Source organism: Rhodococcus qingshengii JCM 15477, from assembly GCF_023221595.1.
Lineage (GTDB): Bacteria > Actinomycetota > Actinomycetes > Mycobacteriales > Mycobacteriaceae > Rhodococcus_F > Rhodococcus_F qingshengii.
Window position 1 is genome coordinate 3,688,529 of record NZ_CP096563.1, and the last position, 23,515, is coordinate 3,712,043.

General features: G+C 63.9%; 21 protein-coding genes. 10 read left to right on the forward strand and 11 right to left on the reverse strand.

Going from position 1 to position 23,515, the window contains the following annotated elements; translation table 11 throughout:
- The 7 genes from mraY to mraZ all read right to left on the reverse strand — a co-directional run bounded on the left by mraY (position 1) and on the right by mraZ (position 8,601).
- Positions 1-1,083, reverse strand: a complete 1,083-nt coding sequence (mraY, locus tag M0639_RS16750; RefSeq protein WP_003941699.1) for a phospho-N-acetylmuramoyl-pentapeptide-transferase — start codon at positions 1,081-1,083, stop codon at positions 1-3.
- Complete coding sequence (locus M0639_RS16755) at positions 1,080-2,639, reverse strand: UDP-N-acetylmuramoyl-tripeptide--D-alanyl-D-alanine ligase (protein WP_064075439.1); 1,560 nt, start codon at positions 2,637-2,639, stop codon at positions 1,080-1,082. The genes mraY and M0639_RS16755 overlap by 4 nt, the downstream gene beginning before the upstream one ends.
- A complete protein-coding gene (locus tag M0639_RS16760; protein ID WP_042921840.1) occupies positions 2,636-4,270 on the reverse strand; it encodes a UDP-N-acetylmuramoyl-L-alanyl-D-glutamate--2,6-diaminopimelate ligase in 1,635 nt (544 codons plus the stop codon). The genes M0639_RS16755 and M0639_RS16760 overlap by 4 nt, the downstream gene beginning before the upstream one ends.
- 183 nt (positions 4,271-4,453) lie before the next feature.
- On the reverse strand, positions 4,454-6,328 hold the full coding sequence (locus M0639_RS16765) for a peptidoglycan D,D-transpeptidase FtsI family protein (RefSeq protein WP_003941764.1): 1,875 nt from the start codon (positions 6,326-6,328) through the stop codon (positions 4,454-4,456).
- Positions 6,325-6,969 carry a cell division protein FtsL gene (gene ftsL, locus M0639_RS16770; RefSeq protein WP_003941715.1) on the reverse strand — a complete coding sequence of 215 codons (645 nt, stop codon included), beginning with the start codon at positions 6,967-6,969 and terminating at the stop codon, positions 6,325-6,327. Before ftsL ends, M0639_RS16765 begins: the two co-directional genes overlap by 4 nt.
- Positions 6,966-7,979, reverse strand: coding sequence for a 16S rRNA (cytosine(1402)-N(4))-methyltransferase RsmH (rsmH, locus tag M0639_RS16775; RefSeq protein ID WP_007730079.1), 1,014 nt, complete (start codon positions 7,977-7,979; stop codon positions 6,966-6,968). The genes ftsL and rsmH overlap by 4 nt, the downstream gene beginning before the upstream one ends.
- Positions 7,980-8,169: 190 nt before the next feature.
- Positions 8,170-8,601, reverse strand: coding sequence for a division/cell wall cluster transcriptional repressor MraZ (mraZ, locus tag M0639_RS16780; protein ID WP_003941779.1), 432 nt, complete (start codon positions 8,599-8,601; stop codon positions 8,170-8,172).
- 403 nt (positions 8,602-9,004) lie between these two features.
- Here mraZ and M0639_RS16785 point away from each other — a divergent pair, with 403 nt between their 5' ends.
- Positions 9,005-9,199, forward strand: coding sequence for a hypothetical protein (locus M0639_RS16785; RefSeq protein WP_003941749.1), 195 nt, complete (start codon positions 9,005-9,007; stop codon positions 9,197-9,199).
- Here the strand turns inward: M0639_RS16785 and M0639_RS16790 are convergent.
- Both M0639_RS16790 and M0639_RS16795 read right to left on the reverse strand, forming a co-directional pair.
- Positions 9,196-9,642, reverse strand: a complete 447-nt coding sequence (locus M0639_RS16790) for a DUF3040 domain-containing protein (protein ID WP_003941660.1) — start codon at positions 9,640-9,642, stop codon at positions 9,196-9,198. The genes M0639_RS16785 and M0639_RS16790 overlap by 4 nt on opposite strands.
- A gap of 237 nt (positions 9,643-9,879) precedes the next feature.
- Positions 9,880-10,431 (reverse strand): SAV_6107 family HEPN domain-containing protein, encoded by a 552-nt coding sequence (locus M0639_RS16795; RefSeq protein ID WP_225320059.1) that lies wholly within the window; start codon positions 10,429-10,431, stop codon positions 9,880-9,882.
- Between the two features lie 147 nt (positions 10,432-10,578).
- On the opposite strand from M0639_RS16795, the gene M0639_RS16800 reads away from it, so the two are divergent.
- The 3 genes from M0639_RS16800 to M0639_RS16810 all read left to right on the forward strand — a co-directional run bounded on the left by M0639_RS16800 (position 10,579) and on the right by M0639_RS16810 (position 13,644).
- Positions 10,579-11,184 (forward strand): GNAT family N-acetyltransferase, encoded by a 606-nt coding sequence (locus tag M0639_RS16800; protein WP_003941672.1) that lies wholly within the window; start codon positions 10,579-10,581, stop codon positions 11,182-11,184.
- The gene (locus M0639_RS16805; protein ID WP_064075440.1) at positions 11,181-12,779 is read left to right on the forward strand and encodes a phytoene desaturase family protein; all 1,599 of its coding nucleotides are present in this window, start codon (positions 11,181-11,183) and stop codon (positions 12,777-12,779) included. The genes M0639_RS16800 and M0639_RS16805 overlap by 4 nt, the downstream gene beginning before the upstream one ends.
- Positions 12,780-12,849: 70 nt before the next feature.
- Positions 12,850-13,644, forward strand: a complete 795-nt coding sequence (locus tag M0639_RS16810) for an LppM family (lipo)protein (RefSeq protein ID WP_064075441.1) — start codon at positions 12,850-12,852, stop codon at positions 13,642-13,644.
- Positions 13,645-13,692: 48 nt separating this feature from the next.
- On the opposite strand, the gene M0639_RS16815 is transcribed toward M0639_RS16810, so the two are convergent.
- The gene (locus tag M0639_RS16815) at positions 13,693-14,682 is read right to left on the reverse strand and encodes a methylenetetrahydrofolate reductase (protein ID WP_003941803.1); all 990 of its coding nucleotides are present in this window, start codon (positions 14,680-14,682) and stop codon (positions 13,693-13,695) included.
- Positions 14,683-14,852: 170 nt separating this feature from the next.
- On the opposite strand from M0639_RS16815, the gene M0639_RS16820 reads away from it, so the two are divergent.
- From M0639_RS16820 to M0639_RS16835, 4 genes are all read left to right on the forward strand, one after another.
- Positions 14,853-15,992, forward strand: coding sequence for a polyprenyl synthetase family protein (locus M0639_RS16820; protein WP_003941696.1), 1,140 nt, complete (start codon positions 14,853-14,855; stop codon positions 15,990-15,992).
- Positions 15,993-15,994: 2 nt separating this feature from the next.
- Complete coding sequence (crtI, locus tag M0639_RS16825; RefSeq protein WP_003941668.1) at positions 15,995-17,587, forward strand: phytoene desaturase family protein; 1,593 nt, start codon at positions 15,995-15,997, stop codon at positions 17,585-17,587.
- Between the two features lie 98 nt (positions 17,588-17,685).
- On the forward strand, positions 17,686-19,263 hold the full coding sequence (locus M0639_RS16830; RefSeq protein ID WP_003941737.1) for an alpha-(1->6)-mannopyranosyltransferase A: 1,578 nt from the start codon (positions 17,686-17,688) through the stop codon (positions 19,261-19,263).
- 10 nt (positions 19,264-19,273) lie between these two features.
- Positions 19,274-20,218 carry a phytoene/squalene synthase family protein gene (locus tag M0639_RS16835; protein WP_064075442.1) on the forward strand — a complete coding sequence of 315 codons (945 nt, stop codon included), beginning with the start codon at positions 19,274-19,276 and terminating at the stop codon, positions 20,216-20,218.
- 20 nt (positions 20,219-20,238) lie between these two features.
- Here M0639_RS16835 and M0639_RS16840 read toward each other — a convergent pair whose 3' ends face one another.
- The gene (locus M0639_RS16840; protein WP_020969869.1) at positions 20,239-20,607 is read right to left on the reverse strand and encodes an Rv2175c family DNA-binding protein; all 369 of its coding nucleotides are present in this window, start codon (positions 20,605-20,607) and stop codon (positions 20,239-20,241) included.
- Between the two features lie 334 nt (positions 20,608-20,941).
- Here M0639_RS16840 and pknB point away from each other — a divergent pair, with 334 nt between their 5' ends.
- Together pknB and M0639_RS16850 are read left to right on the forward strand one after the other, a co-directional pair.
- Positions 20,942-23,005, forward strand: coding sequence for a Stk1 family PASTA domain-containing Ser/Thr kinase (pknB, locus tag M0639_RS16845; protein ID WP_082893304.1), 2,064 nt, complete (start codon positions 20,942-20,944; stop codon positions 23,003-23,005).
- 27 nt (positions 23,006-23,032) lie between these two features.
- A complete protein-coding gene (locus M0639_RS16850; RefSeq protein WP_003941706.1) occupies positions 23,033-23,461 on the forward strand; it encodes a protein-tyrosine phosphatase family protein in 429 nt (142 codons plus the stop codon).
- Positions 23,462-23,515: the final 54 nt, after the last annotated feature.

The following is a 23,515-nucleotide window of genomic DNA, read 5'->3' on the forward strand; positions in this document are numbered from 1 at the left end:
TCAGCCTCCGAGCGCTGCGAGGTATTCGCTGTAGAAGAGTGCCAATCCGATAGCCGACGCAATAGCCGCCAGCAACCAGAATCTGATGATGACCGTGGTTTCAGCCCACCCGGCGAGTTCGAAGTGGTGATGGAACGGCGCCATTCGGAAGACCCGCCGTCGGCTGGACCGGAACACCGCTACCTGGATCACCACCGACGCGGCCTCCGCGACGAACAGTGCACCGATGACCACCATCAACAGTTCCGTGCTGGTGGTGATCGACAATCCGGCGAGCATGCCGCCGAGGGCAAGTGAACCAGTGTCGCCCATGAAGATCTTGGCGGGTGCGGCATTCCACCAGAGGAAACCGATGCACGCGCCGGCGCCGGCCGCGCAGAGCACCGCGAGATCGAGCGGGTCTCGGACGTCGTAGCAACCCTTACCGGGATTCGTCTCGCACGAGTAGCGGAACTGCCAGAACGTGATGATGACGTAGGCGCCGAGAACGAAACTCATCGCACCGGCGGCCAATCCGTCGAGGCCGTCGGTCAGGTTGACGGCATTGGACCAGGCGCTGACCAGTAGGTAGCAGAAGGCGATGAAGACCACGGACCCGAGTGAGACGGTGGCGATGTCGCGGACGTACGACAGATGAACACTGCCCGGAGTCAGCCCGTCGTCACCGCGGAACTGAAGGGCCAAAATTCCGAAGGCAATGGCAGCGACGAACTGGCCGACCAGCTTCGCTGTCTTGTTCAGTCCCAGATTGCGCTGCTTGCGGATCTTGATGAAGTCGTCGAGGAAACCGACTCCACCGAGCGCGGTGGTCAGACCGAGAACGAGTAGGCCGGACGCCGATGGCCCCTCCGCGTTGTCCATGCCGAGACCGATGAGGTGTGAGCCGAGATAGCCGGCCCAGATTCCGGTCAGGATCGCGACGCCGCCCATTGTCGGCGTGCCGCGCTTGGCCTGGTGACTGGCTGGACCTTCGGTTCGGATCTCCTGCCCGAAACCTTGTTTCGAGAACGCCTTGATCAGGATCGGCGTGAGCATGATGGAGACCGCCAGCGCGATGCCTGCGGCGAGAAGAATCTGGATCACTGCGAATCCCCGCCGTTCTCGCCATCGGTGTTCGCGTCACCGGTGTTGTCGCTGGGCGTTGCGGCCAGAATCGCTTCGGCGACCGTCCACAGTTCAACCGACTTGGACGCCTTCACCAGGACGAGATCGCCCGGTTCGAGTTCCGCTTCGAGAATGGCGATTGCCGCAGCTGCGTCGGGCACGACGACGGACTCGTCACCCCACGACCCCTCCATCACTGCTCCTTGATGCATCGCACGCGAGGTGCGGCCCGTCCCGACGACGATCAACTTGCTGACATCGAGTCTGACGGCCAGGCGACCGATCGCGTCGTGCTCGACAACTGATTCCGGTCCGAGCTCACCCATCTCTCCGAGCACAGCCCAGCTACGGCGACCGAAGTGCCGATCCGATCGCGCCATGGACACCAACGCTTTGAGGGCGGCGCGCATGGAATCGGGATTGGCGTTGTAACTGTCGTTGACGACGGTGACGCCGTCGGCGCGCTCGGTGACTTCCATCCGCCTCGCGGACGCTGCCTTCGTGCCCTCGAGGACACGCGCGATGTCTGCAACCGCGAGGCCGTTCTCGAGTGCGACGGCCGCCGCGGCCAGGGCGTTGCTCACGTGGTGTTCGCCGTGAACGGCCAGGCGAATATGTGCAGAACCCTGTGAACAGTTCAGTGTGAAGGAAGCCCTGGCCTGGTCGTCGACAACCACGTCGGTCGCCCGAACGTCGCAGTCTTCGGACTGACCGACGAATACGATCCGGGCCTTGGTTCGACTCGCCATTGCGGCGACCATGCGGTCGTCGGCGTTGAGGACCGCAACTCCACCGTCGGCTGCCGACGGGAGTGCTTCCACCAGTTCACCTTTGGCGACCGCGATCGCTTCACGCGAACCGAACTCACCGAGATGGGCAGTGCCCACATTGAGAACTACGCCGATCTTCGGCGGCGCGATCTTCGTCAGTTCGCCGACATGACCGACCCCACGGGCCGACATCTCGAGAACGAGGAAGCGGGTCCTCTCGTCGGCGCGGAGCACTGTCCACGGCAGACCTAATTCGTTGTTGAACGACCCGGGGGGCGCAACCACCTCGCCGCACTCGCGCAGCAGCGCTGCTATCAGATCCTTGGTCGAGGTCTTGCCGGCAGAACCGGTGACACCGACCAGCGTCAGTCCACCATCGGTCGGTGCGCCGTTAGTTGCCAGTTCGTCGACGACGGCTCGGGCCAGAAGGCCGAGGGCATGCAGGACCGCGGCTCCGGACCCGTCGGTGTCGTGTTCGAGCAGCATCACTGCACTGGGACCGTCGTTCGGCACCGATGGAACGACGATTGCCGGAACTCCGACCGGCCGCGCCGCGAGCACCGCCACAGCGCCCGCTGCCACCGCCGCTTCCGCGTGATCATGACCGTCGACACGCGCTCCGGGTAGGGCGAGGAAGAGCCCACCTGGAGCTACTTTGCGCGAATCGAATTCGACGGTTCCAGTCACCTGCGTCGACGAATCGTCGACGTCGTGCAGGGTTCCTCCGACGATCTCGGCGATCCGAGAGAGCGTCATCGGGATCATTGCTTGCCTCCATGTGCTGTGTTGATCGCGAATCGGCCGATCATTTCGCCCAACACCTCGCGGTCGTCGAACGGGTGTTTGACCCCGTCGATTTCTTGACCTACTTCGTGGCCTTTGCCTGCCACCAGGACGACATCTCCTGGCTGTGCCCACCGGACTGCTTGCTCGATCGCGGCGGCCCGGTCCCCCACTTCGCGAACCTCGCCGCGTTCGGATTCGGGCACGTCCATGGCGCCTTGCATCACCGAAGCGCGAATCTTCGCCGGATCCTCGGTGCGTGGGTTGTCGTCGGTGACGATCAGCAGGTCTGCGCCACGCGCACCCGCTTCACCCATCAGTGCCCGTTTGCCGGCGTCGCGATCCCCGCCTGCGCCGACCACCACGGCAACGCGACCGGGAACCTGGTTGCGCAGCGTGGCGATCACAGCTTCGAGCGCTGCCGGTTTGTGCGCGTAGTCGACCACGGCGAGAAAGCTCTGCCCCCGGTCGATCCGCTGAACTCGCCCCGGGACGTCCACGGTCCCGAGCGCTCGAACAGCCGCGTCCGGGTCGAGGCCCGCAGCAAAACTGACGGTCAACGCCAGCGCAGCGTTGGCCACGTTGTATCGCCCGGGGAGACGAAGTGAGACTGGCCACGACTGTCCGTCCGGCCCGACCAACTCGAAGGTCTGCGAGCCGTCCTCGGCAACCTCGACTGCGCCGACCGTCCACTCGGCCTCGGCCGTCGAGGTCGAGACCGTGGTCACCGCGTCGCTCTCGTCGGTCGCGGCCAACTCGGCCATCCGTCGACCCCACACGTCGTCGACGCAGACGACGGCATGCTCGGCTCGCACCGTCGACTCAGGATCGAACAACCGAGCCTTGGCCTGGAAGTACTCCTCGAAGTCCCGATGGAAATCCAGGTGGTCCTGCGAAAGATTGGTGAACGCGCCGATGTCGAAGCGGATGCCGTCGACGCGTCCGAGAGCGAGAGCGTGACTGGAGACCTCCATGACGACGGTATCGATCCCCTGCTCTGCCATCACGGCGAACAGAGCATGCAGTTGCGGAGCTTCCGGCGTGGTCAGAGCGCTGGGCACCCGGCGGCCGTCGATTCGAGTCTCGATGGTCCCGACCAGGCCGGGCTTGCGGCCGGCTCCGGCAATCGCAGCTTCGAGCAAGTACGACGTCGTGGTCTTGCCCGATGTACCGGTAATGCCGACGACCTGCATCTTCTCTGAGGGCCGGCCGTAGATTTCCGCGGAGATCTCACCGAGCACATCCCGCGGGTTCGGATGAACGAGAACTGGGACGGACCGGTCAGGCGCCTTGTCCGCGGCCTCGATCAGTTCGAGGCCGGCCTCGTCGGTCAAGATCGCGGTCGCACCGCGCCCCAGAGCGTCGACGGCGAACTGAGCGCCATGGGTCCGTGCACCGGGCAGAGCGGCGAAGAGGTCATCGGTCACGATTCCCTGCGCACGCAGGTCGACGCCCTTGACGACGACCTCCGAGGACTGTGATCCCGGTTGCCCCACCCATTCGAGGCGAGCCCCGGACAGTTCGGAGAGCGCCGTGATCGCGGTAGCAACCGGTTGTGTCGGACGCGTCCCGGGAGCGCCGTCCGAGTTCGACGATTGCAAACGATTCGGCACTGTCACTCGACTCCTGGCAATTGTCGTTGTTCTATCGCGGTCGTTGTCTATGGCGGTCGTTGTCTATGGCGGTCGCAACGCAAGCAAAGTTCGGCGCACTGCGATGAATGAGGTTACTGCGACGTTTGAGATTACCGTGTCCGGGATTCACCCGAAGACCGTGTCGAAACCGACACACCGCAATCAGTCCGCCTGCAACACCAACTTGCGACCGGGGTCCGGCGACATCGGGACACTGTCACGCTGGAGCATCCACGACGCGATGTTGTGGAACAACGGTGCCGCCGACTGACCGCCGCCGCCGTCCACGCCGCGAACCGGTGCGTCGAGCATGATTCCGATCACGAATCGAGGATTGTCCGCAGGCGCGATTCCCGCGAAGGTGATCCAGTAGTTGGAGTTGGAGTAGCACTTGCACGCGGGATCCACCTGCTGCGCGGTCCCGGTCTTTCCACTGACCTGGTATCCCTCCACACCCGCGGCAACACCGGTTCCTCGTTGGTTGCCGGTGTCTTCCTGAGTGACCGACCGGAACATGTCTCGAACGGTCGCCGCTGTCTGGGCGCTGACCACCTCGACGCCCTCGGGCTGCGGCGTCTCGGTCCGCGTGCCGGAAGAATCGACAGTCGACTTCACGATCCGCGGAGGAATTCGCACGCCGTCGTTGGCAATGGCCTGGTACATCCCGGTCATCTGCAGGGTTGTCATCGAGAGACCCTGCCCGATCGGCAGGTTCGCGAAGGTTCCGCCCGACCACTGGTCGCGACTCGGAACGCTGCCCGCGCTCTCGCCGGGAAGTCCGACGTCGGTGCGTTGTCCGAGGCCGAACCTGTTCAGCATGTCTGCGTAGCGATCCTCGCCCACTCGCTGAGCGAGCATCAAGGTGCCGACGTTCGAGGACTTTCCGAACACACCGGTAGAGGTGTACGGGGCCACACCGTGATCCCACGCGTCCTTGACTGTGGCACCGGACATCGTGATGCTGCCCGGGACCTGCAGAACTTCGTCCGGAGTTGTCTTACCGTCCTCGATGGCCGCTGCTGCGGTGACGATCTTGTTCACCGATCCGGGCTCGAACGGCGTACTGACCGACGGATTGCCCATTTCGGCTGTCGGCGCGTTCTTGTCGATGCCGATTGCGGGGTTGAAGGTGCTGTCGTTGGACATGGCCAACACCTGTCCCGTCTTGGAGTCCATGACCACAACCGAAGCGTTCTTTGCGCCCGACTTGTCCTTGGCGATCTGGACCTGCTGCTGAACGTAGAACTGGAGGTCCGAATCGATGGTCAGCTCGACACCCGAACCGTTGACTGCCGGTTGCTTGTCGCGCCAGCTACCGGGGATCACAGCGCCGTCGGAACCGCGGTCATACGTTTCGGATCCATCGGTTCCGGCGAGCGTGGAGTCCATCGAATCTTCGAGACCGAGCAAACCGTGCCCGTCCCAGCCGGTCGCGCCGACGAGATTCGCGGCCAGAGAGCCACCGGGGTACTCGCGGATGTCCTGACGCTCGAGGCCGACCTCCCGGAACTTGTCCGAGATCTCGGCAGCAACCGCCGGATCCACGCTGCGCGCGAGGTACGTGAAAGTCTCGTTGCTGTTCATCTTCTGAAGCAGATCTTTTTCCGGAACGGTATCGCCGAGCTTGGCGTGGATTCCGGCGGCGATCTCGGCGAGGCGATCGCTCACTTCCGGCGCCTGCTTGTCACCCTCGGCGCCCTGCTCGATGCTCTTGGCGCGCGCTTCCTCGAGTTCCTTGCGTACCCGCACCGGCTGGAAAGTCAGCGCCTTGGCTTCCATGGTGAAGGCGAGGGGGTTTCCGTTGCGATCGGTTATCGAGCCACGTACAGCCGGATCGACCTGGGTCGTGGTTCGTTGATTGGCAGATTCCGCAGCCAGACTCGGCGCGTCGATTCCCTGAATCCACAAGAGCTGCAATGCCGCAACGGCGAGCGCACCACACATGGTGATACGACCGACTCGCTGACGAAACGGAAATGAGGCGGTGGCCGAGCGGCGCGGACGCCGACCGGGGTTGTTACGGGAGTTCTGACTCACCGACGTTCCTCAGGCGGAGCAGGCACCGCCGTCGTGGTGGCGGGTGCTGTCGTCGTGGGGATCACAGGAACCAATTGTTCACTCTGCGCGAGGTTTCGCGTGTTATTCGGAACGCTCGGCGTGGCTCCGGGAGCAACCGGCGTTGTGGTGCGCGGGGGTGTCGCAGTCGGTGCGGGCACCGATGTGGGCGCATCGAGCGGAGGCATAGCTCCGGCAGTCGCGGGAGTCGGCGTTCCGACGACCTCGACCGAACCGTCCGGATGAACTACCAGTCGTGCAGGGTCCTTGGCGGGGACCATGCCGAGAGCGCTTGCCTGATTTGCCAACTCCGGAGCCGAGTTACGCGACTGGAAGTCACGTTCGAGCGCTGCTTTCTGCTCGACCAAAGACTGGTTGTATGCACGTGCATCACTGAGTTGGTACGAATCCTCGGCAGCGCGAGTGGTCAGCAGCAGAGTCACCGCGAGACCGATGGACAGAAGTCCGATGACGGAGGCGACGAACGGCACTCTCCCCTTGAGCATCGCCCGAGGAGAGATAGACGGGCCGGCAGCAGCGACAGTTCCGGTCCGGCCTGCCGCCCGTGCGGTGCGCTTGTCGTATGCACGTTGCGCTGCACCGGATTTGCCCTGACGACTCATGCCCGCCTCCTGGAAATGCGTTCTGCGGCACGCAAACGCACCGGAGCTGATCGTGGGTTCTCTTCGATTTCCTGCTCTGACGCACGTTCTGCGCCACGGGTGAGAATGCGGAACTCCGGTCCCATACCCGGCAACTCGACCGGTAGTCCTTCAGGACTGGTGGACTTCGAGCGGGGAACCAACTCCGCCTTCACAACTCGATCCTCGAGCGACTGGTAGGACATGAACACCACTCGCCCACCGACTGCCAGTGCGTCGAGCCCGGCAGGAACGGCTGCACGAAGCGAATCCAACTCGGCATTGACTTCGATCCGCAGCGCTTGGAAGGTGCGCTTGGCCGGGTGTCCCCCCGTACGCCGCGTGGCTGCCGGGATTGTTCGGTACAGCAATTCGACCAGAGCTGCACTGGTGGTGAAGGGTTCACGCTCACGCTGCCGAAGGATCTCGGACGCAATCTTTCCCGCGAACCGTTCTTCGCCGTACGTGCTCAGAATGCGAGCAAGGTCGCCGTGACTGTAGGTGTTCAGGACCTCTGCCGCGGTCAGCCCGACCGTCTGATCCATCCGCATGTCGAGAGGAGCGTCGATCGAGTACGCAAAACCTCGGTCGGCTTCGTCCAACTGCATCGACGACACACCCAGATCGAAAAGGATCGCGTGAACCGACTCCGTCGACGGCAGACCTGCCTGTTCGAGCGCGTCCTCGATCCCGTCATACGTGGTGTGCACGAACGTCGTTCGGTCCGCGAATGGCGCCAGACGCTCGGAAGCGATCCGGAGTGCGTTGGTGTCGCGATCGAGACCGATGAGGTGAAGGCCCGGGTACTTGCCCAGGAAGAATTCGGAGTGGCCACCGAGCCCCAACGTCGCATCGATCATGTATGCGCCCGCTCCACCGTCACCGACGGCGGTGATGGCAGGGCCGAGAAGATCGTCGGCGCGGTGCAGAAGTACAGGGACGTGCGCGAAGCCATCGGCATCCGAGGGTTCGTTCACCTCGTGATCCACCATGATTGCTCCGGCTCCTACTTTCATGATTTCCGATGACTTTTCGAAAAGGTGCTGACTTTCCGAGAAGGCGATGACTGTTCGAGAAGGCGAATGCTTCGAGGTCCCTGCCCGAAGGAGAACCTGGCGCTGGGGAAGTGCGTCAGGGTCTTTCCGGGCAGAGGCCTCGCGGCATTCGCCGGGGGCTCTTCGCCTAGACGATCTCGCTGAGAGATTCGCCTGTTGCCTGCGAATAGTCCTCTTCGTTGTCTCCGAGATACCTCTCCCAGGCTGCTAGATCCCAGATCTCGAGGTAATCGACGGAGCCGGTCACTACGCATTCCTTGGACAGGTTTGCGTAACGCCGATGATCAGCCGAGAGGGTGATTCGCCCCTGGGCATCGGCGTGCTGTTCATCTGTGCCGGCGGCCAGGGCACGGACATACGCCCGAGCTGCCGGATCATTGCGTGGAGCTGCCGCTGCCTTTCGAGCAAGCTTGACGAACTCGTCCCGGGGGTAGATGGCGAGGCTGTGATCCTGACTCTTGGTGATCATCAATCCTCCTGCCAGTTCGTCTCGGAACTTTGCCGGCAACGTGAGCCGACCTTTGTCGTCGAGCTTCGGCGTGAAGGTACCGAGGAACACTCGACACCTCCTGCGAGCTTGCGCTGAAACCCTCCCTATCGAGCGGATCGTGCTTCAGCTCTCCGCCCGAACCCACAGTACCCCACTTTCCCCCACAAACAAGGAGCACATGGTCCCTATTCAGCATCATTTGCTGATAAATAGCAGGTCAGCGCAGGTGGGGAGACGTGGGGGAAATTTGTAACCGTGTCCCGGCCCACACCGCCGTCAGATCGACCCTTTACGCCACGATCGGTTGCTCCCCCACACAAAATCGCAGTACAAGCGCGGTTTTCGAATAGACGTGAGCGGGACGAGGTCTGGTCGTGCGTTGCAGTTCGACCAGGGTGGAGGAAAGTGGAGGGCCGAGTGGAGCGAAGTGGAGGAAGCCCGCGGGCATGCCCTGAGGCAGCAGGAGTGGCGAGTGATTCGCTCGCACGTCACTGATTCACTCGATGGATTGCCGGCGCACACGTACAACACCCACAGCAACGGCGTGTGGCGGTCGGCAACCTTGGTTGCCGACCGCCACACGTGTGGTCGTCCGTGCCCTGAAGAGGGCGTCACGTCCGAACTGCATCACTCTCGAAGTACGCCCGAAGAAGGGCGGGAGAGCTAGTCCTGCTCGAACCTGCGTTTGAATCGATCTTCCATCCGCGACGAGAATCCGCCGCCGGACTTCCGGCCGCGTCCCCGCCCGGATCCGCCGGCACTACCCCTACCCGGCGGACCGGAGGGATGATTGCCACCTTCGGAAGCGGAGTCGGCGGCCGGCGCAGACTTACGTCCACCACCCCAGAGGAACAACACCCCTGCGCCGAACATGAACAAGAAACCGAACAGGCTGATGATCGGAAAACCGCCCGGCTTGAGCGGGAGTGCAACCCCCGCGATCAGCAGGACCAGACCCAGCACGAATAGAGCCGCTGCTTGGAACCGCCGTCTACTCGACGGCGCCCGCATACGGCCGCCCCTCACATTGGAGGCGAACTTGGGGTCTTCGGCATAGAGAGCGCTCTCGATCTGATCGAGCATGCGCTGCTCGTGCTCGGAGAGTGGCACGGTACCTCCCCCGGCACTGGAAGTTTGGCAACCACCCCACGGTGTGAGGCGGCGGGTAATCAAGTTGGACGATTACCTGTTTTCATAATACGAGCAGTTTAGGTCTCGGACCACCAACTCCGGGTACGAGTTCCGCCACAAGCGTACGTATTCGTGCCGAAGGGCCCCGATTCGGCTCCATTTGCCTGTGCGGACCAGGAAATTCCCCGGAAACAACTGCCGACACGGACCATTTGTTCACGACGCTCGCAAATGCTCGGACGCGTCCTGACCGATGAAATCTTCGACCGCCGTGAGAAAACGGCCGACCTCGGCGAAGAATGCGTCGGAATCGGAGTCCGTGATCACGATCGACACGCCGGTTTCCACGGCCGCACGCGTAGCGGACCACCCTGCGAAGAATTTCGACCACGCTCCGAACGCGGGCGCTGCGGCGTCCATCAGAACCCACGCGTTTCCACTTCGCTTGCGCTTCGAGCCGGCACCGGCAGGAGCTGCGGCCAACACTGCCCCGGCACCACGTAGGGCCGCCAGGTAGGCACACCGGAACCGGTCGGCAGGATCGCCCGCCCCAATCGCTTCCTCTAAAAGCGCATCCGCCTTCCGGAGCAGCCCCCACGCCACACCGGACTTTCCCACTCGAGCAGTGCGGTCGCTGGCGTCACTCGCGCCGAAGGACCGCCTCGCCGACATCGGCAATCGAGAAATTGCGGCATCCGACGGACTCGACAACTCGGCAGGAAGAGTTCGTTGGCACTTCACACGTTCAGGCTTCACACGCTCGGACATCGGGGCACCTCCTGCACCGTGAGGATCCAAGACCAGGTGGTCCGGAGATGCCCGCTTCCCTTCGGGCATCTCCGGATCACCCACATCGAACATCTGTTCGACCTATTCAATATAACTGCACCCACCGACACGCCGTCAAGAGAAGAGGTGAGACCGGTCGACCCGCAGATCGCCTGGACACCACATACGGTCGACCTCGATCGCGCAGAATTCGCGAGTCGACTCCACGAGGCACTGGCCGTGTACGTCACCGCGATGGACTATCCGCGAGGAACCGAGTTCCATCGCGCACCGATGTGGCAGGAGCACGCGAACCGGCCTGGCTGGAAGGCAGTCGGCGCTTTGGCGGTTCCTCAGCAACCGTCACACGAAAATCTGCCGCTGGTGGGGATCGCTTACGGGTATCGCGGGAGCCCGGACCAGTGGTGGCATCAACAGGTACTGCACGGGCTTCGGCGCTCGGGTCGTCCCCAGAGCGAGATCGACGCGATTCTGAGCGACTACTTCGAACTCACCGAACTCCACGTGCATCCGAACGGACAAGGTCACCGGTTGGGCGAATCGCTCTTGCGTCACCTCCTCGTCGATCGACCCGAACGCAGTGTTCTGTTGTCGACACCCGAGGTGTACGACGAGGACAACCGAGCCTGGCGGCTGTACCGTCGCCTCGGCTTTCGTGACGTGCTCCGCAGATTTCGTTTTGCCGGCGACAACCGGCCGTTCGCAGTCCTCGGCCGTGGACTGCCGCTGTGAGCGCGCTTCTCGACGCCGTCGTCGTCGGCTCCGGACACAACGCGCTCGTATCGGCCGCCTACCTCGCACGCGAGGGTTGGTCGGTCGAGGTTCTGGAGAAGGACACGGTTCTCGGCGGCGCCGTCTCGACCGTCGAGCGATTTCCCGGATACAAGGTGGACCGGGGGTCGTCGGCACACCTCATGATCCGACACAGCGGCATCATCGAGGAACTCGGACTCGGCGCGCACGGACTGCGCTACATCGACTGTGACCCGTGGGCGTTCGCGCCGCCCGCCCCGGGCACCGACGGGCCGGGCATCGTGTTTCACCGCGACCTCGACGCAACCTGCTGGTCCATCGAACGAGCATGCGGGACAAAGGACGCCGACTCCTACCGGCGATTCGTCGCGGTCTGGTCGGAGCGCAGTCGACATGTCATGAAAGCGTTTTCCGCACCGCCCACCGGATCGAACCTGATCGGTGCGTTCGGAGGTCTCGCCACCGCACGCGGCAACAGCGAACTGTCTCGGCAGTTCCTCGCGCCTGGCGACGCACTGCTCGACGAGTATTTCGACAGTGAGGCACTCAAAGCAGCGCTTGCGTGGTTCGGCGCCCAGTCCGGGCCTGCGATGTCGGAACCGGGAACCGCTCCGATGGTCGGCTTCGCGGCCCTCATGCACGTCTTGCCGCCAGGGCGAGCAGTCGGTGGAAGCGGCGCACTGAGTGCTGCGTTGGCCTCCCGGATGGCTGTCGACGGCGCCACGGTCGCGCTCGGTGACGGCGTGACGTCGATCCGTCGAAACCCGAGTCACTGGACCGCCACAACCGAGAGCGGTCGAGAAGTTCACGCTCGCAAGGTAATCGCCGGGTGCCACATCCTGACCACGCTCGACCTCCTGGGCCGAGGGGGCTTCGACCGAACCACGCTCGATCACTGGCGGCGGAAAATCAGGGTCGGCCCCGGCATCGGCGCGGTACTTCGACTGGCGACATCCGCGCTTCCGTCGTACCGCGGCGACGCCACGACACGGGAAAGTACCTCGGGATTGCAATTACTCGTCTCCGATCGCGCACACTTGCGCACTGCACACGGCGCAGCACTGGCGGGGGAACTTCCTCCTCGCCCTGCGGTTCTCGGAATGAGTTTCAGCGGAATCGATCCCACGATCGCCCCGGCCGGGCGGCATCAGGTGACACTGTGGTCGCAGTGGCAGCCGTATCGCCTCAGCGGACATCGCGATTGGGCATCGGTCGCCGAGGCGGAGGCCGACCGGATCGTCGGCGAGATGGAGGCTTTCGCACCCGGGTTCGCCGATTCCGTCCTCGACCGATTCATTCAGACTCCCCGGGACATCGAGTCGGAATTGGGGATGATCGGCGGAAATGTCATGCACGTCGAGATGTCACTCGATCAGATGATGTTGTGGCGACCGCTTCCGGAACTGTCCGGCCATCGCGTTCCGGGAGCAGACGGGTTGTATCTGACCGGAGCATCGACTCATCCCGGTGGCGGTGTGTCCGGAGCCAGTGGTCGCAGTGCGGCTCGAATCGCACTGTCGGACAGCCGCCGCGGCGCGACTCGTCGTTGGATGCGTCGTTCGAGCAGGTCGTGAAGGTCACCCGCCGAACTTCACCCGCCGACACGCCCCCGCCTCGATGACTGGCTACGCCACGGCTGGCACGATGACCACTGTGCAACAGTCCACCGATCCCGCCGCCAAGCCGACCAGTCGGAAACGTTTCCTGACGGTTGCCGCGCTCGCCCTCATGCTTGTTCCCTTGCTTGCCGGGTGCATCCGCGTGCAGGTGTCGATGGGAGTGTCCGCGAACGATCGTGTGACCGGACAGGTGGTAGCTGCCTCTATTCCGGCGAACGAGGCGGACAAGGGTCCGCAGCTGACCCCACCTTCGTCGCTGGAGGACAAGATACGGGTTCAGGAGTACAAGAAGGACGGGTACGTCGGCAGCCAGGCGTTCTTCAGCGACTTGTCCTTCGGTGACGTCGCCCAACTGGGCTCCATGTACGCCGAGGGGTCCGGGTCGTTCCAGATCACCCTCAAGCGATCCGGGGACACCGTCACGCTCGACGGCAAGGCAGACCTGAAGACGGTTCCAACTCAGGGCGCCGACGTCCAGGTCAGCATCGCCTTCCCGGCACGGGTCGGCACGACCAACGGAACACGAGACGGCGATTCCCGGGTGTCGTGGACCTTGCCCGCCGGCGAGGTGTCGACAATGCGCGCCGAGGTCAACTACGCGGACCCAAGCACCCGAAGCTTCGCCGGGTGGGCAGGAATCATGGCCGGGCTGGCGCTCGGTGTCGCGATTGTCGTCGGTGCGATGGCCTGGATGGCGCGCAATCGAGCACCGATCAAGCGCGCGCCCGCCGCGAAAGCACCGGTCATGAAGACGCCTGTCACGAAATCACCTGCCAGCAAGCAAGCTGACAACAGGAATCCGAAAAACACCACGAAGTAGCGCCTGGCGATTGCCCCACTCGATTGGTGTCGAGCGGGGCAACCGGGATCAGACGGCTTGCGCTGTCCCGACAGAGGTGTCGGGGGTGAGACCGAGTCGCTCGAGGACCTCACTGGTGGCGCGCGCAAAGTTCAAAGTGATGAAGTGCAGGCACGGAGCGCCTTCGGCGATCAACCGCTCACCCATCTCGGTGGCCAGATCGATGCCGAGTTCGCGGACCGCTGCACGGTTCTCGTCCGGACCGCTTCCGGCCGCGGCGTCGAATCGACGCTCGAGAGCGGGGGGCAACGACGAGCCCGAGAGCTCGAGCATGCGCCGCACCGAGCGCAGCGACGTCACCGGCATGATCTCCGGGATGATCGGCTTGGCGCCCTGTTCTGCGTCGTACGCACTCACCCGGTCACGAAGACGCAGGTAGTCCTCCACGTCGAAGAACATCTGCGTGATCGAGTACTCGGCGCCGGCACGCAACTTCGACACCAGGTACTTCGTGTCGTATGCCAAGTCCGGAGCGCGGTAGTGCCCCTCGGGGAACGACGCGACGCCGACGTGGAAGTCGCCCAGGTCACGGACCATCCGCACGAGTTCCTCGGCGTACTCGACGCCTTCGGGATGCTTCTTCCATTCGCCGAGCGGATCGCCGGGCGGATCGCCGCGCAATACGAGGATGTTGCTGATCCCACGATCGGCGTAGGCACCGACCATGGCGCGAAGCTCTTCGGTGCTGTGTGAGACAGCAGTCAGGTGAGCAACCGGCAGCAGGGTCGTCTCTTCGGCAAGTTCGCCGGTGACACGCACCGTACGATCGCGCGTCGAGCCACCTGCGCCGTAGGTCATCGAGACGAATGCCGGTCCGAGCCGCTCGAAGGTACGCACCGCACGCCACAGGCGCGCTTCGGCGTCCGCGTCACGCGGCGGCGAAAACTCGACCGAGAACGGAATACGGCTTCCTGTCGAGGAAGCGATCCGATCGACGATCGACGGTGTTCGGGTGGCCCATCCCTCGCTGGAGCGGCCCCTGACTGGATCGAATGTCACCGGTCAAGCATATGTTTTCCAGCTGCAAACAAGCTCATCGCCCAGTACTGCGTATCCCGAATGTCAGGATCGCGCAGTTCACGGCCCGACCCGCCGTTGATTCCAACCCCCACTAAGCTGGGCTCCAAGCTCGCTTCCGTGTAACCCTCCGGCGCGAGAACATACCGATCTTGGAGGCCACCCTGTCCGCAGGAACCGCGCGCGTTGGACAGAGTTCGACCAACACCGCACCGCATCCGACCTCTCTCGAACTGCCGGGTCTGTTCGAAGCAGCGCTCCGCGACTTCTTCGATTCACGCCGCGAACTCGTCTCGAACATCGGCGGTGGATACGAGGAGGCCGTCAGCACCCTCGAGGCCTTCGTCCTGCGCGGAGGAAAGCGCGTCCGACCGTCGTTCGCCTGGACGGGATGGCTCGGCGCCGGAGGCGACCCGAACGGTAAGAACGCAGACGCGGTGATTCGTGCGTGCGCCGCCCTCGAACTGGTGCAGGCCTGCGCGCTCGTCCACGACGACATCATCGACGCATCCACGACCAGGCGCGGCTTCCCGACCGTTCACGTCGAATTCGAGAACCAGCACCGAGACGAGGAGTGGAGCGGCGATTCCGCGCACTTCGGCGAGGCCGTCGCCATTCTTCTCGGCGACCTGGCCTTGGCCTGGGCGGACGACATGATCCGAGAATCCGGGATCAGCCCCGAGGCGGCCGCACGTGTCAGCCCGGTCTGGTCGGCAATGCGCACCGAGGTGCTCGGTGGCCAATTCCTCGACATCAGCAACGAAGCCCGAGGCGACGAGACCGTCGAGGCAGCCATGCGGGTCAACCGCTACAAGACCGCCGCGTACACGATCGAACGCCCACTGCACCTCGGCGCCGCGCTGTTCGGTGCGGACGCCGAGTTGGTCGATGCCTACCGGACCTTCGGCACGGACATCGGTATCGCCTTCCAACTTCGCGACGACCTGCTCGGTGTCTTCGGAGATCCGTCCGTCACGGGCAAACCGTCGGGCGACGATCTCATCGCCGGTAAGCGAACTGTCCTGTTCGCGATGGCGCTTGCCCGCGCCGACGCCGCAGATCCGGCGGCAGCAGAACTGCTCCGCAACGGAATCGGCACGCAGCTGACCGACACCGAGGTCGACACTCTGCGCCAGGTGATCACCGATCTGGGCGCCGTCACCGACGTCGAAACGCAGATCGACACCCTCGTCGAGGCAGCTGCGAACGCCCTCGACTCGAGCACGGCAACGGCAGAGTCCAAGGCTCGCCTGACCGACATGGCGATCGCGGCCACGAAGCGAAGCTACTGACCGTGGCACACGTGCACCGCACTCGAACCGTCAGCTCGCCGACCGATCGAGTCGTGATCGTCGGCGCGGGACTTGCCGGACTGTCTGCGGGGTTGTATCTGCGTGGCGCCGGCCGCGACGTTACGATTCTCGAGAGCAACAGCTCGGTCGGTGGGCGAGTCGGTGTCTACCAGGGCAATGACTACAGCATCGACAACGGCGCAACGGTGCTCACGATGCCCGAACTCGTCGAAGACGCCCTTGCGGCCGTCGGCGCCGACCCAGCCTCGACAAACCCCAAATTCGTTGTGCACAAGCTCGATCCGACGTACCACGCGCGATTCGCAGACGGCACCGCTCTCGATGTCCACGCCGACCCAGAAGACATGGCTGCCGAAGTCTCCCGTGTCTGCGGGCCGGAAGAAGCGCAGCGATACCGTGCGTTGCGGCAATGGCTGAACCGGATCTTCGACGCGGAATTCGACCGCTTCATGGACGCCGACTTCGATTCTCCCCTCGGACTGGTCAATTCGCGTGACGCAGTCAAAGATCTGAGCCGGCTCGTCGCACTGGGAGGATTCGGGAAACTGGGCGGGCAGGTGGATCGCAAGATCCGCGACCCTCGCCTCCGGCGGATCTTCACCTTCCAAGCGCTGTATGCGGGCGTTGCTCCGTCTCGGGCCCTCGCGGTGTACGGGGCGATCGCTCACATGGACACCTCACTCGGCGTCTACTTCCCCGAGGGCGGGATGCGCACGATCGCCGAGTCGATGGCCGACGCCTTCACCGAGGCCGGCGGAATTCTGCATCTCGGCCGCACTGTCGAACGCCTCGAGGTGAGCGATCGGCGCGTGCACACCGTTCACACACGCGACGGCGAGCGCTTCGACTGTGACGCCGCCGTCCTCACTCCCGACATGGCCGTCACGGACTCGCTGTTGCGCCCGCATACGCGATTGCGTCCGCGCCCGGTGCGTACATCGCCGTCCGCTGTCGTGATTCACGGCACTGTTTCCTCCGCGGTCGCCGACGAATGGCCCGCGCAGCGACACCACATGATCGACTTCGGCGAGGCGTGGAAGCGTACCTTCGCCGAGATCACGGCACGCCGCGGCCGCGGGCGACTGATGAGTGATCCGTCACTGCTCGTCACCCGACCGGCACAGACCGATCCGAGCCTGGCCTTCTCGCGAGACGGCCGAATCCGTGAACCGCTGTCAGTCCTCGCGCCGTGTCCGAATCTGGACAGTGCAAGTCTCGACTGGTCGACTCTCGGCCCGCCCTACGTGCGCGAAATCATCCTCACGCTGCAAGAACGTGGCTACACGGGACTGGTCGAAGGGTTCGAGATCGATCACGTCGACACCCCGCAGACCTGGCTCGAGAAGGGCATGGCCGCGGGTAGCCCGTTCGCAGCGGCACACACCTTCACCCAGACGGGGCCGTTCCGACGCAAGAACCTCGCCCGCGGCTTCGACAACGTCGTTCTCGCCGGATCGGGAACCGTTCCGGGGGTGGGAGTACCGACCGTTCTGCTGTCCGGACGGCTCGCCGCCGAACGTATTACCGGTACACGCGAGCGAGCCAGCGCGGTGGGCACTCGTGCGAGCAACTAAACTGGCCCCTCGTAACCGACCATTCATCCACGATTCACCGACTCGGGCGCTGCACGCGCCGATCGACACCGATCTCCTCGGGGGAGGAACCTGCACCGATGACGTCCTCTGCCGCAGCCACTGAAAGACCGTGGCACCTAAGGGCCGCCAATTTCCTTCGGACTCCCGAAGGTCACAGTGCACTGCTCGGTTTCTTCGGCGCAGTCATGATCACTTTCGGCGGATTCGGTGCCGGTAGCGTCCGGCGCCAAGATCCGCTGCTCGAGTCGATGCATCTGTCCTGGCTCCGTTTCGGCCACGGATCGATTCTGTCGGCGGCCATCGTCTGGATCGGTGTCCTGTGCATGATCGCCGCCTGGGTTCGACTGGGCCGCTCGACTCTGCGCGGTGACGTCTCGTTGCGCGGCCTGCGCTACGTCGTCCCGGTCTGGACGTTTCCGCTGCTGTTCGCGGTGCCCATGTTCAGCCGTGACGCCTACTCCTACCTGGCGCAAGGCGCGTTGTTGCGCAACGGCTTCGACCCGTATGCCGTCGGCCCCGTCGTCAATCCGGGAATCCTGCTCGACAACGTCTCCAACGTGTGGACGACGACAACTACCCCGTACGGTCCGGTTCACCTTCTCCTTGCCGACGCCATCGTTCGGCTGACCGGCGAGAACGTCATCGCCGGCACGATGCTGTTGCGGATCACGATGCTCCCCGGACTCGCCCTGATGATGTGGGCCGTTCCCCATCTCGCGACGAAGCTCGGCGGAAACACCTCGATCGCCCTGTGGCTCGCAGTACTCAATCCCCTCGTCCTGATCCACCTGATCGGCGGCGTTCACAACGAGATGCTCATGGTCGGCCTCATGGCCGCAGGCATTGCGCTCGCTCTCGAACGCAAGCACCTCTTCGGGATCGGGCTGATCGCGCTCGCCGTCGCGATCAAGGCAACCGCAGGCGTCGCACTTCCCTTCATAGTCTGGATCTGGATGATCCACGAGCGGGAGGACGCCGCAGCGGCCGGGCGAGAACCGGCGTCACCGATCCGATCGTTCGTCAAGACAGCCGGCGCAGGTTTCGCGGTGTTCGTGGCGGTACTCGGATCCACCTCACTGATCGCCGGAGTCGGCCTCGGCTGGACGACGGCACTCTCCGGTTCGGCAAAGATCATCAACTGGCTCTCGCTGCCCACGATCGTGGCGCACATCGGAACCATGGCAACCTCCTGGTTCGCCGGCGACCATTTCAACGACATCCTCGAAGTCTCCCGGACCATCTCGGCGGTTGTGTTGATCGCGATCATCGCCGTCGTGTGGTGGCGCTACCGCAAGACCGAGCGCGACGCCGTCATGGGCATCGTGATCGTGATGGTCGCCATCGTCGTTCTGTCCCCCGCAGCACTCCCCTGGTACTACTCCTGGCCGCTGGCAGTAGCTGCCGGTTTCGCAATGTCGCCGACGACTCTCGCCGTACTGACCGGGCTGTCCACCTGGCTGATGCTGGTGTTCCAGCCAGACGGATCGATCGGCCTGTACACCTTCCCGCACGTGGCTCTGGCCATCGTCGCTGCCGTGATCGCGGCGATGTCCTTGCAGACGGAAGACCCACTGCGACTTCGTGGACGCAAACACGAGAAACCGATCGAAATGACGTCAGCCGCCTCGGCGCCCTCGACGTCAGGATCTGCGTGATCCGCGTGTCATGAACGCACTGCCTGCGTCCTATGAATTCTGCGAGGGCGTGACGAGGGAACACGGCCGAACGTACTTTCTGGCCACCCGGTTGTTGCCCGTACCTCGACGCCGCGCAGTTCACGCGCTCTACGCATTTGCTCGCGTCGTCGACGACATCGTGGACGAACCCTCGGGTCCGCATGAACGAGGCACGGTGCTCGCCGACGTCGAACGTGCAGCCGTCAACGCACTCGACAACCCCACTGCGACAGGTGGCTTCCCGTCGACGGTTCCCCTCGACCTGACACGCGTACTCCCGGCCTTCGCGGATGCTGTGAAGACGTTCGACATCCCGCGCGCATATTTCGACGCCTTCTTCGAGTCCATGCGGATGGACGCCCCCGACACGGCGAAGTTTCGACCCGTTTACAACACGATGGACGAACTCAGCGAGTACATGTACGGCTCTGCCGTCGTCATCGGTTTGCAGATGCTCCCGATTCTCGGAGTGAGCGTTCCGCAGCAGGAAGCGGTAGTGCCCGCGTCGAATCTCGGTGAGGCGTTTCAGCTGACCAACTTCATCCGCGACGTCGGTGAAGACCTCGACCGGGGACGTCTGTATCTACCGGCGGGCGAGTTCGCCGCATTCGGGGTCGACATCGAGATGCTCGAACATGGGCGAAGAACCGAAACGGTGGACGTTCGGGTCAAGCGCGCGCTGGCGCACTTCATCGCCGTGACGCGGGGGCGGTATCGGACCGCCGAATCCGGCATCCCGATGCTCGACCGACGGGTCCAGCCGTCGATCCGCACGGCTTTCGTGTTGTACGGAGCAATTCTCGACCAGGTCGAGCGCGCCGACTTCCGGATACTGCATCGACGTGTGTCCGTTCCAGGACGCACGCGACTTCGAGTCGCTGCGCCGGGTCTGGTCCGGTCGGCAACCTACGCGGCGAAAAACCGCATGCGGTGAGTTGTCAGAAGGCCGGCAGCTCAGAAAGCCATGGCCTGTGCGCGGCGGATGACCTCACGCGCGAGATCACCATGCAGTGCGTCCACCGGGCGCCCCGGCAGGGAATCGTCGGCCAGGAACAACCAGCGGAGGATTTCGATGTCGGTGTAACCGCCGTCGTGCAGCACCGCCAGCAGACCGGGCAGCCACTTGACGATCTGGCCGTCCTCGCCGAAGAACACTTCGGGGACACCGAGAACGCCATGCCGCTTGACTGCGATGATCTTGTGATCGCGAAGCAACTGGTGAACCTTGCTCACCGGCAACCCGACGTTCTTCGCCACATCCACCAGCTGGAACAGGGAAACCGAAGAATCCAGGACATCATCACAATAAGGAATCGCGCTCACCGCGAGAAGTTTATCCGGTCCGGCGAGCCCGCTGTGTACCGCCCGGTGCAGTGCTCGAAACTGCCGCTCCGCTCAGGTCACAGCGCTCTGTGACGTTCTCGAGACTTCCGCGTCGGTATCGCTGGCTACGATGGACGGGATGCGGCGTATCAGTAACCGGGATTTCGCGGTGGATGTGAATCGGTGCCCTCACTGCGGGAACCGGTACGCGGTATACAACCACCCACATTGCTGACAGCTACCACCCAGACCGCAAGCAGACAGATCACAAGCACGCAGATCACAAGCACGCAGATCGCAAGCACGGAGGAACAGTCATTACGGAGGTCGAGGGTTGATCGGCGAAATGCTCGAGCGCCGCTATCGAGTGGACGCACCGATCGCGCGCGGCGGTATGTCGACCGTGTATCGAGGCCTCGATACACGGTTGGATCGACCTGTCGCGATCAAGGTGATGGACCCGCAATTCGCCGGCGATCCAGCGTTCCTGACTCGTTTCGAGTTCGAGGCCCGGGCCGTGGCCCGACTCAAGCATCCGGCCCTTGTGGCCGTCTACGACCAAGGCAGCGATCGCAATCACGTGTTCCTCGTGATGGAACTCGTCGACGGTGGAACCTTGCGTGAACTCCTTCGTGAGCGCGGACCGATGCCGCCACACGCAGTCGCTGCAGTCGTGGCACCTGTCCTGGACGCGTTGGCGGTGGCGCATCGAGCGGGACTGGTTCACCGTGACGTCAAACCCGAGAACATCTTGATCTCGGACACCGGCGAAGTGAAGATCGCCGACTTCGGATTGGTGCGTGCAGCTGCGGCAGCAACCACCACCTCCAACAGCGTGATCCTCGGCACCGCGGCCTATCTGTCGCCGGAACAGGTGACGTCAGGAATTGCCGACACTCGAAGCGACGTCTATTCCACCGGCGTGTTGATGTTCGAACTTCTCACCGGTACAACACCGTTCACCGGCGATACGTCACTCTCCATCGCCTACCAACGCATCCACGACGATGTCCCGCGCCCAGGTTCACGTATCCCCGGTGTACCGGCGCAGTTCGATCGTCTGGTTGCCGAAGCCACTCACCGCGAGCCCGCACATCGTTTCGCCGACGCCGGTGAGATGGCAGCTGCACTTCGCAGTGTGAGCGAGCAACTGGAACTTCCGTCATACCGCGTTCCCGCTCCGCGTCGAAGCGCCCAGCACCAGAGCGCGCAAGTTGCCCCGGCCCGGCCACAACCGGCGCCCGCGCCTCCCACGGAGGTACATCCGAACTCTGCTGCGCGCCCGAACCCTGCTGCCACGACGGTATTGGCGTCCGGCGTGGCCCCGGCTGTGGCAGCCACCACGGCGCTCGGCACGGGCTCTCCTCCCCCTGGCGGTATCCAGCACACTCGCGCGGTCACCGCACAAACTGCTCGTCCGGCGACGGTCGACGGTGACTCGGATTTCGACGACGGTTCCGATTTCGGCGACGACCACCCGGGGCACGACGATCCGCATGCTCATTTTGTCGAGGCACGTCGTAAATCGCGACGAGCCACCCTGATCTGGCTGATCGTCATCGCGGTCCTCGCGCTCGCGTTGGGCTTCGGCGGATGGTGGATGGGATCTGGCCGCTATACAGCCGTTCCCTCGATCGACGGGCTGACCAAGGACACTGCGGTCACCGCTCTGCAGGACGCCGGGCTCTCCCCCGACGTCCAGGGTCAGTACTCCGACGCCCAACCCATCGACACGGTGATCGGGACAGACCCGGCCTCCGGCTCGAGGGTTACCAAAGGCTCGACCGTGGCGTTACTGACTTCGCTCGGGCGACCGACTGTCCCGCCCATTCCGGCCGGCGGCGACGTCTCGGCCCTGGGCGCACAACTCGCCGACCGCACTCTCGTCGCGGTCGACGGCGGGGACACATTCAGCTCCAAGATCCCGATCGGCGGCGTGGCCGCGCTCGACCCGGCACCGGGAACCGAAGTTGCCGTGGGCTCCTCGGTCAAGGTCATCACGTCCAAAGGGTCACCGCCCGTAGACATTCCCGATGTGAAGGGCATGTCCGAGAACGCTGCGCGCGCCGCCCTCGACAAGGTAGGCATCTCAGTCAGCACCACCAGAACGACGTTCGACGACGCCGTCGAGGGCGGTAGCGTGATCGGCACCGATCCCGCAGTCGGGTCCTCCGTCAACGCCGGCACCTCCGTGGTTCTCCTCATCTCCGATTCCGTCAAGGTTCCCTCGCTGATCGGCCGCTCCGTCTCCTCAGCACGCGAAGAACTCGGCCGCCTCGGCCTCGAGATCACCGTGCGTCAGCTCACCCAGAACGACAGCTCGGTCATCATCAGCCAGAGCGTCAAGAACGACCTCGTTGCCAAGGGCACCGACATCAGCGTCGTCGCAATTCCCTGACAGTCCGCTTCGGCCTAATCTGAATTCATGGCCACGTGGGAACCCGAGAGCATTGGGATACTCGACTTGCCGTCGGGGAGATCGATTCGGGGTCGAGGACTCCGCAATCCACTTCCTTCCGGACCTCTCCCCACCTTCGGCGTCTATCTGACCGGCAAAGAACCTCCCGACACCGAATGGGAGTCGGAGTGGGTCCGCTGGCGAGATTTCTGGTTGCCGAGCGATCCCGATGCGCTGCGCAGGGCCTTGCACGAAGTGTGGGTGCGCTCGGAAACCGAAAGAGTCGAGATCGCTTGTGGTGGTGGATACGGCCGCACCGGAACAGCGTTGGCCGCTCTTGCCGTCATGGACGGAGTGCCCAGTAAGGACGCCACCGCGTACGTTCGCGCACGTTACTCACCTCGCGCCGTCGAAATGCCCTGGCAGCGCCGATTCGTCACACGATTCACGCAATAGCGAACGCCCCCACCTGCGCGAGCGGGTGAGGGCGGTTGCCGAAAATCTATGCCG